Source organism: Flavobacterium psychrophilum DSM 3660 = ATCC 49418 (assembly GCF_002217405.1).
GTDB lineage: Bacteria > Bacteroidota > Bacteroidia > Flavobacteriales > Flavobacteriaceae > Flavobacterium > Flavobacterium psychrophilum.
Map to the genome: position 1 here is coordinate 23,072 of NZ_MUHE01000021.1, position 14,568 is coordinate 37,639.

14 protein-coding genes are annotated in these 14,568 nt (G+C 33.0%); 1 reads left to right on the forward strand and 13 read right to left on the reverse strand.

Going from position 1 to position 14,568, the window contains the following annotated elements; translation table 11 throughout:
* Positions 1-60: 60 nt before the first annotated feature.
* The gene (gene carB / locus B0A57_RS06165; RefSeq protein ID WP_011964089.1) at positions 61-2,913 is read right to left on the reverse strand and encodes a carbamoyl-phosphate synthase large subunit; all 2,853 of its coding nucleotides are present in this window, start codon (positions 2,911-2,913) and stop codon (positions 61-63) included.
* Between the two features lie 233 nt (positions 2,914-3,146).
* The gene (rpmH, locus tag B0A57_RS06170) at positions 3,147-3,308 is read right to left on the reverse strand and encodes a 50S ribosomal protein L34 (protein ID WP_007136275.1); all 162 of its coding nucleotides are present in this window, start codon (positions 3,306-3,308) and stop codon (positions 3,147-3,149) included.
* Positions 3,309-3,462: 154 nt separating this feature from the next.
* On the opposite strand from rpmH, the gene B0A57_RS06175 reads away from it, so the two are divergent.
* Complete coding sequence (locus tag B0A57_RS06175; protein ID WP_011964088.1) at positions 3,463-3,978, forward strand: membrane protein; 516 nt, start codon at positions 3,463-3,465, stop codon at positions 3,976-3,978.
* A gap of 567 nt (positions 3,979-4,545) precedes the next feature.
* Here the strand turns inward: B0A57_RS06175 and groL are convergent.
* From groL to B0A57_RS06235, 11 genes are all read right to left on the reverse strand, one after another.
* On the reverse strand, positions 4,546-6,174 hold the full coding sequence (gene groL / locus B0A57_RS06180) for a chaperonin GroEL (RefSeq protein WP_011964087.1): 1,629 nt from the start codon (positions 6,172-6,174) through the stop codon (positions 4,546-4,548).
* Between the two features lie 272 nt (positions 6,175-6,446).
* Positions 6,447-6,581, reverse strand: coding sequence for a four helix bundle protein (locus tag B0A57_RS06185; protein ID WP_080731698.1), 135 nt, complete (start codon positions 6,579-6,581; stop codon positions 6,447-6,449).
* A 31-nt stretch (positions 6,582-6,612) separates the two neighbouring features.
* Complete coding sequence (locus B0A57_RS06190; RefSeq protein WP_011964086.1) at positions 6,613-6,888, reverse strand: co-chaperone GroES; 276 nt, start codon at positions 6,886-6,888, stop codon at positions 6,613-6,615.
* Positions 6,889-7,027: 139 nt separating this feature from the next.
* Complete coding sequence (secG, locus tag B0A57_RS06195; protein WP_011964085.1) at positions 7,028-7,402, reverse strand: preprotein translocase subunit SecG; 375 nt, start codon at positions 7,400-7,402, stop codon at positions 7,028-7,030.
* Positions 7,403-7,405: 3 nt separating this feature from the next.
* Positions 7,406-8,248, reverse strand: coding sequence for a tetratricopeptide repeat protein (locus B0A57_RS06200; RefSeq protein ID WP_034098776.1), 843 nt, complete (start codon positions 8,246-8,248; stop codon positions 7,406-7,408).
* A 99-nt stretch (positions 8,249-8,347) separates the two neighbouring features.
* On the reverse strand, positions 8,348-8,851 hold the full coding sequence (locus B0A57_RS06205) for an LptE family protein (RefSeq protein ID WP_011964083.1): 504 nt from the start codon (positions 8,849-8,851) through the stop codon (positions 8,348-8,350).
* A 74-nt stretch (positions 8,852-8,925) separates the two neighbouring features.
* Positions 8,926-10,182, reverse strand: coding sequence for a sigma 54-interacting transcriptional regulator (locus B0A57_RS06210; RefSeq protein WP_011964082.1), 1,257 nt, complete (start codon positions 10,180-10,182; stop codon positions 8,926-8,928).
* A 485-nt stretch (positions 10,183-10,667) separates the two neighbouring features.
* Positions 10,668-12,113 carry a tRNA (N6-isopentenyl adenosine(37)-C2)-methylthiotransferase MiaB gene (miaB, locus tag B0A57_RS06220; RefSeq protein ID WP_011964081.1) on the reverse strand — a complete coding sequence of 482 codons (1,446 nt, stop codon included), beginning with the start codon at positions 12,111-12,113 and terminating at the stop codon, positions 10,668-10,670.
* 337 nt (positions 12,114-12,450) lie between these two features.
* Entirely contained in the window at positions 12,451-12,873 is a 423-nt protein-coding gene (locus B0A57_RS06225) for a hypothetical protein (protein WP_011964080.1), read from the reverse strand.
* 29 nt (positions 12,874-12,902) lie between these two features.
* Complete coding sequence (locus B0A57_RS06230) at positions 12,903-13,481, reverse strand: chalcone isomerase family protein (RefSeq protein ID WP_080731699.1); 579 nt, start codon at positions 13,479-13,481, stop codon at positions 12,903-12,905.
* Positions 13,482-13,524: 43 nt separating this feature from the next.
* Positions 13,525-14,337 (reverse strand): DUF2490 domain-containing protein, encoded by an 813-nt coding sequence (locus B0A57_RS06235; RefSeq protein ID WP_034098772.1) that lies wholly within the window; start codon positions 14,335-14,337, stop codon positions 13,525-13,527.
* Positions 14,338-14,568 lie beyond the last annotated feature (231 nt).

The following is a 14,568-nucleotide window of genomic DNA, read 5'->3' on the forward strand; positions in this document are numbered from 1 at the left end:
ACGGTAAATTTAGAGTATTTTTTATTCATAAAAAAAGTCCCAATTAAGGGACTTTCCATTTTATTTACTTAAATACATTTTTCGTCTAGAGTACAATTCATAAAACTGATCATCTTTTAAATCGTCTATAAATAAAATACTTTCACCTGTAGATTTCATTTCTGGCCCTAAAGCTTTATTTACATTTTGAAATTTACTAAACGAGAAAACAGGTTGCTTAATCGCATATCCTTTTAGTTGCGGATTAAATGTAAAATCTGTTACTTTATGATGTCCTAACATGACTTTTGTAGCATAATTCACATACGGTTCGCCATAGGCTTTTGCTATAAACGGAACCGTTCTAGAGGCTCTTGGATTGGCTTCGATAATGTAAACTGTATCATCTTTTATTGCAAATTGAATGTTTATTAATCCAACAGTTCTAAGTGCTAATGCAATTTTCTTTGTATGGTCTTTTATTTGTTGCATCACAAACTCACCTAAATTAAACGGTGGTAAAGTCGCGTTTGAATCGCCTGAGTGAATACCGCAAGGTTCTATATGTTCCATGATTCCTATAATGTACACATTTTCTCCATCGCAAATGGCATCGGCTTCGGCTTCAATGGCACCATCTAAATAATGGTCTAAAAGCAATTTGTTTCCTGGTATATTTTTCAATAAATCGATAACATGCTCTTCGAGTTCTTGTTTATTGATGACAATTTTCATTCCTTGTCCACCTAATACATACGAAGGGCGAACGAGTAATGGAAAATCTAAAACATCTGCAAGAGCTGAAGCTTCGTCTGCATTTTCTGCGATTCCGAATTGTGGAAACGGGATTTTTAAATCGGTTAATAATTCTGAAAAACGGCCTCTGTCTTCGGCTAAATCTAAAGCATCAAAAGAAGTTCCAAGAATTTTTATGCCATATTTAGATAATTTTTCGGCTAGTTTTAAGGCAGTTTGTCCGCCTAATTGTACTATAACTCCTTCTGGTTTTTCATGACGGATAATATCGTAAATATGTTCCCAAAAAACAGGTTCGAAATATAATTTATCGGCCGTATCAAAATCGGTCGAAACCGTTTCTGGATTACAGTTTATCATGATGGTTTCGTAACCACATTCTTTAGCGGCTAAAACTCCGTGTACACAAGAGTAATCAAATTCGATTCCTTGCCCAATTCTATTGGGTCCAGAACCCAAAACAACGACTTTCTTTTTTGGAGTTACGATGCTTTCGTTGTGTACGTGTTTTTCGCCTGAAGCAGTTTCTATTTCAGCCTCAAAAGTCGAGTAGTAGTAAGGGGTAAGGGCTTTAAATTCGGCAGCACAAGTATCTACTAATTTATATACTCTATTAATGTTTTGCTCTTCACGTAATTTATAAACTTGACTTTCTAGACAACCCATCATGTGGGCAATTTGTCTGTCGGCAAAGCCTTTTTGTTTGGCTTCTAGTAATAAATCTCTAGGTAAAGTATCTATTTTATATTTAGAAATTTCTTTTTCTAAACTGTATAATTCTTCGTATTGTTTTAAAAACCACATGTCTATTTTTGTGATTTCGTGAATACGTGACAACGGAATTCCCATGGCAATCGCATCATAAATTACAAAAACCCTGTCCCAACTGGCGTGGGTAAGTTTGTCGATAATTTGCTCGTAATTTTTGTAGCCTTTTCCGTCTGCACCCAGTCCGTTTCGTTTAATTTCGAGTGATTGTGTGGCTTTATGCAATGCTTCTTGAAACGAACGTCCAATCCCCATTACTTCTCCAACTGATTTCATTTGCAGACCTAATGTTCTATCAGCACCTTCAAATTTGTCGAAATTCCAACGTGGAATTTTTACAATCACATAATCTAAAGTAGGTTCGAATAAAGCTGAGGTCGATTTTGTAATTTGATTTTGAAGTTCATCTAAATGATAACCCAAAGCCAGTTTCGAAGCAATTTTTGCAATAGGATACCCCGTTGCTTTAGATGCTAATGCTGACGAGCGCGACACACGAGGGTTTATTTCAATCGCTACAATATCTTCTTTATCATCGGGCGAAACGGCAAATTGCACGTTACAACCTCCTGCGAAATTTCCAATACTACGCATCATTAAAATCGCCATATCACGCATTTTTTGGAATGTCGTGTCAGATAGCGTCATGGCTGGTGCTACGGTTATAGAATCTCCTGTATGAATCCCCATTGGATCCATGTTTTCTATAGTACAAATAATAACAACATTGTCATTTTTGTCACGAAGTAATTCTAATTCGTATTCTTTCCACCCCATTAATGCTTTGTCGATAAGGACTTCGTGAATGGGTGACATTTCTAATCCGTAGGTTAGTTTTTCGTCGAAATCTTCTTTTTTGTAAACAATGGCAGCTCCTGTTCCTCCTAAGGTGAATGAAGGTCGAATTACTAGCGGGAAACCAAATTCTTGCGCAATTTCTTTTCCTTTAAGGAAAGATGTTGCGGTTTTTGCAGGGGCTTGCGGAATGCCTATTTTATTTAAAAGGTTTTTAAATTTTTCTCGGTCTTCGGTAATTTCGATAGCGTTTACATCGACACCAATTAGTTTTACATTAAAATCTTTCCAAATTCCTTTTTCGTCAGCTTCTAAACAAAGATTTAAGGCTGTTTGTCCGCCCATTGTTGGCAAAACCGCATCAATTTGTGGATGTTCTTTTAGGATTTGAATGATAGATTTTGTGGTCAGTGGTAACAAATATACATGATCTGCCATGGTTGGATCAGTCATGATGGTTGCTGGGTTAGAATTGATAAGGATTACCTCGATTCCTTCTTCACGAATAGAACGTGCTGATTGTGATCCTGCATAATCGAATTCGCAAGCTTGCCCGATTACGATTGGTCCTGATCCTATAATTAAAACCGATTTTATTGAATTGTCTTTTGGCATCGTAGTTGTAGTTAGTTGTGTTATTAGTTGCTCAATTTAGCGAGCTAAAGCTTATACCTGAAACCCACTGGGCTTTCTCCTCTTAATATCAAATTTTTTATTTTTCCTTTAAAAATAAAAAGATTGAGGGAATAGCGGGAAATAGCTTCAAATAATTAATACTGTTTTATGAACGGATTTAAAAAAAAGCCGCTACTAATAAAAGTAACGGCTCTATATTGATTGTTAGATCATTATTTTTTGTGTCTTGGTTCGCAAGAAACAGTTAATTTATGTCTTCCTTTAGCACGACGACGAGCTAAAACTTTTCTTCCATTTGCAGAAGCCATTCTGTCCATGAATCCGTGTTTGTTTCTTCTTTTTCTTTTCGATGGTTGGAACGTTCTTTTGCTCATTTTGTGTATGTTTAAATTCTTTTATATATATCTTGTTGCAGGTTTCTTTCAAACCGAGTGCAAATATACAATGATTTTTTTTTCTTGCAAGTGGTTTTATAAAAATATTTTAATTCTTTTACTATATTTGCCATTCATTTATAAAAACTCTACTATGTTTCATAGAAATATTAAGCTTGTAATAGCGGCTCTGATTATATTTACTGGAATTTGGCAATTTACCGAAGGGAATATTGGGAACGGAATTTTCCTTATTTTGCTAACGGCAATTCCTGTTTTCTTGTATTTTAAAAACGAATTTATTCTTTTGGCTTTCCTGAAGTTACGAAAACAAGATTTTGTGGGGGCGCAAAATTGGTTGAATAAGATAAAAAATCCAGAGACGGCATTGGTCCAAAAGCAACAAGGTTATTTTAATTATTTGCACGGTTTGATGCTTTCTCAGTCTAATTTAATCCAAGCAGAAAAATATTTTAAGAAGGCGATTAGTCTGGGATTAAGTATGGATCAGGATTTGGCCCTTGCAAAACTAAATTTGGCAGGAATTGCTTTAAGTAGAAGGCGTAAGATAGAGGCTACTAATTTATTGTCTGAAGTTAAAAAATTAGATAAGCAAAATATGTTGAAAGATCAGGTTAAAATGATGAAGGATCAGATGAAGAAGATTTAATTGTTATGATTTTCGAGTGATTGCGTTATTAATTCGTGCTTTTGCTTGTTGAAGTGAGAATTTTTAAAATATTTGACGCTTTTAAATTTTAAAATGATATTGTTTTTAGATATATTATAAAAACCACGTGTTTTGCGTGGTTTTTTTATGCTTTTAGGTTTCTAATGGGATTGTTTGCACTATTTTTAGGTTTGAATTTGCTATGATATAAAAATATACAATTTGTTGTTTTTCCTTGGTTGAAATGACAATGTTATACCATTTTATTATCGAATTTACTTGTAATAACAAATATTGGTTTGTTATTGCGAGGAATGAGAAATGCTATTAAGTTATTCAGATTATGAGATTTCTAGTTCTTTGTAAGACAATATATACACTAAATATCCCTCTGTTTTTAAGGCTAAAACGGTATTGTAACCTTAAAAGTAAATTTTATTCTGTTTGTTAGTTGATAAGGATAATAGCGGAACATGGTTTTTGTTTTGGTGTTTTTAGAAAATAGTGTTATAAAAAAAAATCAGGTAAAATTTTTACCTGATTTTTTATGTTATAATAAGCTTTGTCTTACATCATGCCTGGCATACCGCCACCCATTTGTCCGCCACCAGCATTTTCTTCTTTTATTTCTACTAAAGCGCATTCGGTAGTAAGGATCATTCCTGCAACTGAAGCAGCGTTTTCTAAGGCTACACGGGTTACTTTTTTAGGGTCTATAATTCCAGCTTTTAGCATATCTACATATTCATCAGTTTTAGCATTGTAACCAAAATCACCAGAACCTTCGGCAACTTTTGCAACTACTACAGAGCCTTCTAGACCTGCGTTTTCTACAATGGTTCTTAGGGGAGCTTCTACTGCACGAGATACGATTTGAATTCCTGTGGCTTCATCGGCATTGTCTGCTTTAATGTCTTTTAAGACGTTTTTAGCTCTTAGTAACGCTACGCCACCACCTGCAACTATTCCTTCTTCGACAGCTGCGCGAGTTGCGTGTAATGCATCGTCTACACGGTCTTTCTTTTCTTTCATTTCTACTTCTGAAGCTGCGCCAACATAGAGAACAGCAACACCTCCAGCTAATTTAGCCAAGCGTTCTTGTAGTTTTTCTTTGTCATAATCAGAAGTAGAAGCTTCCATTTGACCTTTTATTTGGTTTACACGATTTTTAATCATATCAGCTTCTCCGGCGCCACTTACAATTGTAGTGTTGTCTTTATCGATAGTTACTCTTTTTGCAGTTCCTAACATTTCGATGGTTGTGTTTTCTAAAGTAAATCCTCTTTCTTCAGAGATAACAGTTCCTCCTGTTAAGATGGCAATATCTTCTAGCATTGCTTTTCTTCTGTCGCCAAAACCTGGTGCTTTTACAGCAGCAATTTTTAAGGCTCCACGTAGTTTGTTTACTACTAATGTAGATAATGCTTCTCCGTCTACATCTTCGGCAATGATTAATAATGGTTTTCCTGATTGTGCTACTGGTTCAAGAACGGGTAATAATTCTTTTAGAGAAGAAACTTTTTTATCATACAGAAGGATGTAAGGGTTTTCTAATTCTGCATCCATTTTTTCAGGATTGGTTACAAAATATGGCGAAAGGTATCCTCGATCGAATTGCATTCCTTCTACAACATCTACATAAGTATCTGTTCCTTTGGCTTCTTCAACAGTGATAACTCCTTCTTTTCCTACTTTTGCGAAAGCGTTTGCTATTAATTCGCCAATTACTTCATCATTGTTTGCAGAGATAGACGCAATTTGTTTTATTTTTTCTGAATCGCTTCCCACAACTTTAGCTTGTTTTGTCAAGTCGGCAACAATTGCTTCGACAGCTTTGTCTATTCCTCGTTTTAAATCCATTGGGTTAGCTCCAGCTGCTACATTTTTTAAGCCTTCTTTTACGATAGCTTGTGCTAAAACGGTTGCCGTTGTAGTTCCATCTCCAGCCAAATCATTGGTTTTCGATGCTACTTCTTTTACCATTTGAGCTCCCATGTTTTCTAGAGGGTCTTGTAATTCTATTTCTTTGGCCACTGTAACTCCGTCTTTGGTGACTGTTGGTCCGCCAAATGATTTTCCAATAATCACATTACGTCCTTTTGGTCCAAGTGTTACTTTTACTGCGTTTGCTAATGCGTCTACGCCACGTTTTAATCCGTCACGTGCTTCTATATCAAATTTTATATTTTTTGCCATTTTTTTTTGCTTTAGGCAGAAGGTTTTAGACAATGTGCCAAACCAAACTGCGGTTATTTTTTTGTTTTTTTTGTTGATTAATGATAAAGGTTATTGCTTATTAATTAATCAGTATTTGTTTTAATTTGTAAAATTACTTTTCCAAGATTTCAAATGATTCTATTTTTAATATAATCTAAGTCTTTAGGAAGAATTAATAAATATTCTGTTTTACTTGCGCACCTAAGGCTATATTTAGAAATTGGTTAAATTCTTTGTCTTAAATTTCTTCTCTATCCTTCGCATATATTTGTAGCAATAGAAGGAGAGTCTCTTCTAATTTGACTTCTTAAAGCGTGTGATTTTTGTTTTCCAAAAGTTGAAGTTATTTTATAGCCTTCAAAATTATCGAATGCTCCAATTGTCAAATATCATATTTTTTAAAATCTCTCTTTAAAGCTATACAATTGCCAAAATGTCTTCTTCACGCATGATTAGGTAATCTTTTCCTTCTAGCTTTAATTCGGTTCCTGCGTATTTTCCGTAAAGGACAGAATCTCCAACTTTTACAGTAAGTGGTTCGTCTTTTTTGCCATTTCCTATGGCAACTACGGTTCCTTTTTGTGGTTTCTCTTTGGCAGTGTCTGGAATAAAAATTCCTGAAGCTGTTTTTGTTTCGGCAGCTACTGGTTCTATAAGAACTCTATCTGCAAGTGGTTTGATATTTAATGCCATAATATTATATGTTTATTTTGTTTTAATGCTGTTATTGTCTTTTCAGAAATTATGCCAAGGATTTAAAACTGACATTTTTTCTTAATAAAAAATGCCAGCATTGACAGGCTGGCACTTTGGTTTTGTATTTCGTTAGAAATTATTTTTTTGTTCCTTCTGTTACTGGTTTTGTAGCAGGTGTTTCGGTTGTTTTTGTAGCTGCTGGAGTTGCTTGTGGTGCAGTTGGAATTGCTGGTGCTGCAAGAGCGCTTTCATCAATTACTTTTGATCCAGTATCGCTGTTGTTTCCATTAAAGCTTAAGCTTGACATTAAAATTAATACAATTAATATAGCACCAAGATACCAAGTACTTTTATCTAAAAAGTCTGTTGTTTTTTGTACGCCTCCCATTTGAGTGGAACCGCTTATAGAAGAAGATAATCCGCCACCCTTAGGGTTTTGAACCATTATGACTACGATAAGTAAAAAACAAACTATTGTTATTAAGACCAAAAAAATTGTAAATGTGCTCATTGTTTAACTATTATTATTTTGTTGTAACATTTTTATATCCGAAATTCTGTCTGCAAAGAAAGTAATTTTTTCTGGATATTTCAAAATTAATATTTCATAAGCTTGAATTGCTTTACTATATTTTTTTTGTTCTAAATAAACTTTGGCTAAAGTTTCGGTCATTAGATATGAATTATCTTCTGTTTTTATAGTAATAACTGGTGTTAAAGTGTCTTTTTTTGCTGGCGAAATTTTAGGATTTGTTTCTATGAATTTGTCGATAATTTCTAATTTTGACGATAAATTATTTTCTGAAATTTGATTTTCTTCTCTAATTATGGGTTTTATTTTTGCTAATTGTAACCATTCTTGAAACGAATGGGTTTCGGAATTATTAAATATTAAGGGTTTCCCTATTTCTAATTTTTCTTCGGTGGTTAGATTTTTAGCTACTTCTGGTGTTGTTTTTTCTTGAAGATCTTGATTGGCTTTTTTGATTGATGAAATAATCGATTTTTCGAGTTTATTTATTTCAGGTTTTACATCATTCTCAATAATTAGAGTGGTGTTCTCTACAAGTGTTGTGTGTAGGGTTTTAGCTTCTTCAATTGGTTCTTTGTTGATGCTTATAAAATTTTCGGAAGTTATCAAATCAAATAATATACTTCTATCGGTTGTAAAAGTTGCCGTCTTTTTTAATTCAGAATTGTATTTGAAACTACCTTGTTTGTATAAATTTTTTAATTGTAAACTTCTGGCACTTTGAAAATAAGGAAAATCATCTAAGATTTTTTCTAAAGCAATTATTTGCCTGTTGTTGAAGGCTTCTGGGTTGTTTAGTAGATAAGTATATTCTGTTACGTTCATTTTTAGATTTCAGATTTTCTTTGCCAGTTTGCTGGTACTTGGGTCGGATTTCAGATTTTGATCTGATTGTATATTGGCTAAAATTTAATGTTTAAAACATTACCATTTTGCTAATGTATCTTTGAACATATCTTGAGATATGCGTTCGAAAATTATTTCAAGCGATTTTTTTAGTTGTGCGCCTGTTGGTAAATTGTTGCCGGGAAAATCATCATAAAAAGAAAAACGTTTCTCGAAATCTTCTTCTGGCTTCTTTTTGTTTGAAAACTTAAGATTGATAGTTATTGATAATCTACTTTGTGCTGCAGTTAGATCGGCAGTTGCAGACATTGGGCTGATTCTGTAATCTACAATTTCGCCTTCGTAAACTAAATCGCCATCTGTTGCGGTTAGATTTAGGTTGGTCTGGTTTTGTATTAAATCTTGTAATCTCCTTGTAAAATCTCGGTCTATTCCTGGTTCTACTAGCGGTGAGACATTCTGAAAATAACTTACTTGAAAAGTTTTTGCGTCTATTTTTCCTGTTCCAGTAAAATTGTAAACTGAACAACCTTGTAGCACAAAAAAGGAGGAAATTAAAATTATGTGTTTTATTTTATTCATTTTATCTAAAAAATGGCTTTGTGAGTTGCCAGGTTATTATCAAAGATATTTAATTAAAATTATCCGTTTGTCAATTAAAGGTCAAATTGTTTTATTTTTCTGTATAAAGTTCTTTCGGAAATGCCTAATTCGTCGGCAGCAGCTTTGCGTTTTCCTTTGTTTTTTTCTAATGATTTTTTAATCATTTCAATTTCTCGTTGTTCTAGTTTTAAGACCTCTTCTTCTTCGATTGTTTCTGCGAAATGAAATTCTTCTTCATTTTCATCAAAAACACTTTCTTCATTATGGTTGTTGAATGTTGGATTTCTTGGTTCTTCTTCAAACGAAATTTCGCTATTAACTTCTTTAGAACCGTATATTTTTTGTATTAAACTGGTGTTTATTTCTTGTGCATTTGCAGGGCCGTTTTTTATTAATTCTAAGGTGAGTTTTTTCAAATCGTGCAAATCGCTTTTCATGTCGAAAAGAACTTTATATAAAATATCTCTTTCGGTCGAAAAGTCGTTTTCTGATTTTTTATTTTTAATGACCGAAGGCAAATTAGTTCCTTCTTGGGGCAAATAGGATAACAAAGTATTGCCCGATATGTCACGATTGGTTTCTAATACAGAGATTTGTTCTGCCATGTTTCGCAACTGCCGAATGTTTCCTGACCAGCGAAATTTTTGTAAAACAGAAACTGCGTTATCGTCTAAGCGCAAAGGCGGCATTTTGTATTTGTGTGCAAAATCTGCAGCAAATTTCCTAAATAATAAATGAATGTCATCTTTTCGGTCACGTAAAGGTGGTAGTAAAATATCGACGGTGCTTAGTCTGTAATATAAATCTTCACGAAATTTTCCTTTTTCGATGGCATCAAATAAATTAACATTGGTTGCGGCTACAATTCGTACATTAGTTTTTTGTACTTGGCTTGATCCTACTTTTATAAACTCTCCGTTTTCTAAAACACGCAACAAACGTACTTGTGTTGTTAGTGGTAATTCGCCTACTTCATCTAGAAAGATAGTACCACCATCGGCTACTTCAAAATACCCTTCACGAGTTCCTGTTGCTCCGGTAAATGCGCCTTTTTCATGTCCAAAGAGTTCGCTATCTATGGTTCCTTCGGGAATAGCACCACAGTTTACAGCAATGTATTTTCCGTGTTTTCTGTGCGAAAGGGAGTGTATTATTCTTGGAATATTTTCTTTACCAACACCACTTTCTCCGGCTACTAATACCGAAATGTCAGTAGGAGCAACCTGAATGGCTTTTTCTATGGCACGATTTAGTTTCGGATCGTTTCCAATAATTTCGAATCTTTGTTTTATTGATTGTACTGTTTCCATAATTTTCTTTCACCACGAATTACACGAATCTCTTTTAAATAATTATTCTTTTGTGTTGTAAAGATTTGTTTTTGCAATTTACTATTATTCCTAATTTGTTTTAGGCAGTATTTATATAATTTAAAGTTTACGCAATATGTTCGTCTCTATTTTTATTTTTTTTCTAAAATAATTTGATCAAAAACCATGAAATTCGCATAAAACTGATGTGCTAGAATTACATCTTTTTATCTTTCAGATGAGATATCATTTTTTAAATTCGTATTCTAAAGCATCTTTGTAAACAATTTTATCTAAGTCTTTTCTTAAGATTCGATGGGCTTCTATGCAGAGGCCAATAATTTTATAAGATGCTTCTTTTTTGTATAAATTGATGCTCTATTTTTTACCACAAATTATATAAATCAGCACAATTTTTAAATAGCCATTGTTTACATCATGATTATTATAAAAAGAAATTTGTATTAATTTGTGGTTAATGTTTTTTAATTCATTTCAGAATATCCAACGGCTTCTCCTTTTAAAGTTCCGCTTGTACAACTTTTAATCTTTACATTTACAAAATCTCCAATCTTATAATGCTCTTTAGGAAAAACGACCGTAATGCTTTGCGAATTCCTCCCTGAAAACTCTTCGGTCGATTTTTTAGATACTTTTTCTACTAAAACTTCTACAGTTTGACCTATAAAATCTTCACTTCGCCACCAAGCGTGTTTTTGTTGCAAATCGACAATTTCTTGCAATCTTCTGGCTTTTATTTCATCAGAAACATCGTCTTTCATTTTGCGACCTGCCAATGTTCCTGGGCGTTCTGAATACGAATACATATAACCGAAATTATACTTTACATATTGCATCAAACTTATAGTGTCTTGATGGTCTTCTTCTGTTTCGGTAGGAAAACCAGCAATCATGTCTTGCGAGATCGATGCGTTTGGAATAATTGCTCTAATTTTATCAATCAAAATCATATACTCTTCACGCGTGTGCAAGCGATTCATTTCTTTTAATATACGATTGCTTCCTGATTGAACGGGTAGGTGAATGTGTTTGCAGATGTTGCTATGTTTAGCCATAACATGTAATATACTTTCGTGCATATCTTGCGGATTAGAGGTCGAAAAACGAATTCTCATTTTGGGAAAACCAACCGCCACCATTTCTAGTAATTGGTCAAAATCGACAGCAGTCGCTTTTTGTATTTCGCTAGCATTTGTGAAATCTTTTTTCAATCCGCCACCATACCAAAGGTAACTGTCTACATTCTGGCCTAAAAGCGTAATTTCTTTAAACCCTTTGTGCCACAAATCCTGAATTTCTGCCATGATGCTTTGCGGTTCACGGCTGCGTTCGCGGCCACGAGTAAAGGGCACTACGCAAAAGGTACACATATTATCGCAACCACGAGTAATTGCAACTAGGGCTGTAATTCCGTTGCTCATCAATCTAACGGGAGAAATATCGCCATATGTTTCATCTTTACTCAAAATCACATTTATGGCATCACGACCTTCTTCAACTTCGTTCAATAAATTGGGCAAATCTTTATAAGCATCAGGCCCCACGACTAGATCTACAATTTTTTCTTCTTCCAGAAATTTGTCTTTCAAACGTTCGGCCATACAGCCTAAAACGCCTACTTTCATTTTGGGGTTAATGCGTTTTACGGCATTATATTTCTCTAAGCGCTTGCGAATGGTTTGTTCTGCTTTATCACGAATAGAGCAGGTATTTACCAAAACCAAATCGGCTTCTTCCAGTACATTTGTAGTATTATAGCCATTTCCAGAAAGTATAGAGGCTACAATTTCCGAGTCCGAAAAATTCATCGCACAACCGTAACTCTCTATAAAAAGTTTCTTGGTGTTTTCTGGTTTGTTTTCTAAAATAAGACTTCCGCCTTGTTTGCTTTCTTCGATAATCTTTTCCATAAGTCAAATTCTTTTACAAAGATAATGCAAAAGAAAAATTCTGACAAGATGTCAGTTGTTATTTAACAAATTTTATATCTATTTAGCTAATAGCTAAGGGTGTTTTAATAAATGCTGTAAAATATTTATTTTCCTTTTCTTCTTTTAAAGTCTTTATATGTGTGTAAAGTGTAGGGTTAACTGATTTTATTGTAATGCCTAACACGTAAATACTTTGATTAATATTGTTTAATCGAACGCAAAAAAAAAAACAGAGATTTACTTTTTTAAGTAGTCTCTGTTTGTTTGTAATTAATATGATTGATTACTGGTAATTATATAATTTTAAAATTAATCTTTAATTACTTATTTTTTTTAGAATCCCTTCGTAAAAAAGGATTGATGAAATTAATTCAATTTTATCTACATAAGGAAGGAAAATTCTTTCAAAAGTAGCCATTTTGTTAGCGAAATCAGCTTCTATAGCACGTTTAGTATCAAGTTGTTTAACGATTTCTGGGGTTTCTATTATACCCAAATCTTTTGCTGTTGTTTTTGGGTCTGTTGTTAATCCAATTAAATGGAGTGAATAGGTAAAAGCATTTGTTCTTTCAACATACAAATCTATTAACTGACCTTTTTTCATGGCTTCTAATTCTTTTTGTTCATGAAATTTTGTGACAGTCGTTTTACCAGTTATAATTAGACGACTTTGGGAATAACCAAATGACACACATAGTATTGTAAAAGTTAATATGTATAATAATTTTATAGTCCTCATTTTTTTTATTTTTATAGTTTATTTTTTTATTAGAATTTTTTAATACCTAGCATTCCATCTTTAATGACCTGGTTCCAAGGTTTTTCTCCAAAATAGATTCCGAAAAAAGCTTTTTTGAAATCTTCTCCTTCTACAGAGCCTACTTGTATATCATTTAAATAGATAATCGTAGTTTTTTTTACTGGCGAATATGAAAATAAGAATATATCATCATCTTTATACTCTGACTTTACAATGTTTTTAATTAGTTCTATTCTACTTTCTAAGCCTGTAATATTTCCTCCAGTACTATTTTGGAACCCTTGTGTAATTGTGTTTTCCCAACGGCTTCTTTGTACTAGTGATGAGATAATGTGAAATCTTAGTGCGACTGGTTTGTTTTGGTCTAAAAATACTTTAGGATCGGTTGATTTTTCAGACAAATATAAGGAGCAAAAGTATAGTTTGTAAAATTTTGCTTCTCTTAGCGCGTAGCCATTAAGGTCTAAATTGTCTCCCTGAGAGACTATTTTGGTTGGAATTGAAATGTTTTCTGCTACTTGCATATTTTGAGAATAACTCATTAGGCTTAATGACGAAAACAACAGTAAGAAAATTCTTTTTTTCATTTTTTATTTATATTTAATTTACACAACAATTGGATTATGATATTTACTTTTTAGCTGAAAAATCTATGTTAAAATTTAAAGTAGATAAAAAGGTATGATTATTTTCTTTTGCAATTCCATTAGATCTTTCGATAAAATGATTTAGATATGCGAATTGGATATTTGTATTTTTATTAAATCTCCATCCTAATCCAATTATGGCTCTGTTTTGATCGTATATATTTGCGGCAATTTTATTACCAACATTTAAAAATATTTCGTCAGAAGCTGAGAAAAATAATGTTCCATCAGTCATCTCTTTTTTTGTTAATGGGATCTGAATTCTGAGCCTATATCTTATACGTTGTCTAAATTTCCAGTCTTCAGAATCTGGATGAAGTGCAAGGTATTCTTCTGAGGGACGCACATATTCATTGTTTACTTTAACCTTATTCTGAATCCATCGCTGTTCAAACCTAAAGCGACTGTCATATAAAATTCTATTAGTAGATGGGTGTGTTATAGATAATTGTTCGAATAGTCTTTGTTCATTATAAGAATAATTATTGTAGATGTTTTCTTTAATATTTCTGCTTAATGCACCATAACTATACGTCTCATTGTGCGCCCAACCTAATGTAACAGTGTGTGTTTTGTTTACTTTGTAGTTTATACCTAGTTTGAGTTCGTTCTGAATTGGTTTAGAAAACCCTTCGTTTCTTCTCCAGTTCAATTCTGTTAGAATACTCCAGTTTTTAGTAATAGAATTATTTCCGGATAAGGATATCCAAGCGTTGTTTTCATTAGCTTTTTTTACATCTTGAGGATGTAGCTGAATGGATAATAAAATAAAAAAGGCATAGTAAATTTTTCTCATAAATTTTTTTTGCAAAGATTAACCTAAATTTAACAATTACCTAATGTTTGTATATTTTTTTTTTCTGTTTAGACTGTCTTTCTGTTTGATTAAAAAGGGGTTAGTAAATTAGAACTCTCTTTTTAAAAGAAAAAGGCGCTTTTTTAGTTTGTTTTTAAAATTTTATGGCGAAAGATTAAGGATTGAGAAGTCTGTATAAAATTATTAAGTAAATTGGGCTGTTTTTTATTA

Coding starts and splice junctions, on each gene's coding strand:
- secG (WP_011964085.1), bottom strand. CDS start 7,402: ATGAGCACATTTACAATTTTTTTGGTCTTAATAACAATAGTTTGTTTT.
- carB (WP_011964089.1), bottom strand. CDS start 2,913: ATGCCAAAAGACAATTCAATAAAATCGGTTTTAATTATAGGATCAGGA.
- B0A57_RS06235 (WP_034098772.1), bottom strand. CDS start 14,337: ATGAGAAAAATTTACTATGCCTTTTTTATTTTATTATCCATTCAGCTA.
- B0A57_RS06230 (WP_080731699.1), bottom strand. CDS start 13,481: ATGAAAAAAAGAATTTTCTTACTGTTGTTTTCGTCATTAAGCCTAATG.
- B0A57_RS06200 (WP_034098776.1), bottom strand. CDS start 8,248: ATGAACGTAACAGAATATACTTATCTACTAAACAACCCAGAAGCCTTC.
- rpmH (WP_007136275.1), bottom strand. CDS start 3,308: ATGAGCAAAAGAACGTTCCAACCATCGAAAAGAAAAAGAAGAAACAAA.
- B0A57_RS06205 (WP_011964083.1), bottom strand. CDS start 8,851: ATGAATAAAATAAAACACATAATTTTAATTTCCTCCTTTTTTGTGCTA.
- B0A57_RS06225 (WP_011964080.1), bottom strand. CDS start 12,873: ATGAGGACTATAAAATTATTATACATATTAACTTTTACAATACTATGT.
- B0A57_RS06175 (WP_011964088.1), top strand. CDS start 3,463: ATGTTTCATAGAAATATTAAGCTTGTAATAGCGGCTCTGATTATATTT.
- B0A57_RS06190 (WP_011964086.1), bottom strand. CDS start 6,888: ATGGCATTAAATATCAAACCACTTGCAGATAGAGTTCTTATAGAACCA.
- groL (WP_011964087.1), bottom strand. CDS start 6,174: ATGGCAAAAAATATAAAATTTGATATAGAAGCACGTGACGGATTAAAA.
- B0A57_RS06210 (WP_011964082.1), bottom strand. CDS start 10,182: ATGGAAACAGTACAATCAATAAAACAAAGATTCGAAATTATTGGAAAC.
- miaB (WP_011964081.1), bottom strand. CDS start 12,113: ATGGAAAAGATTATCGAAGAAAGCAAACAAGGCGGAAGTCTTATTTTA.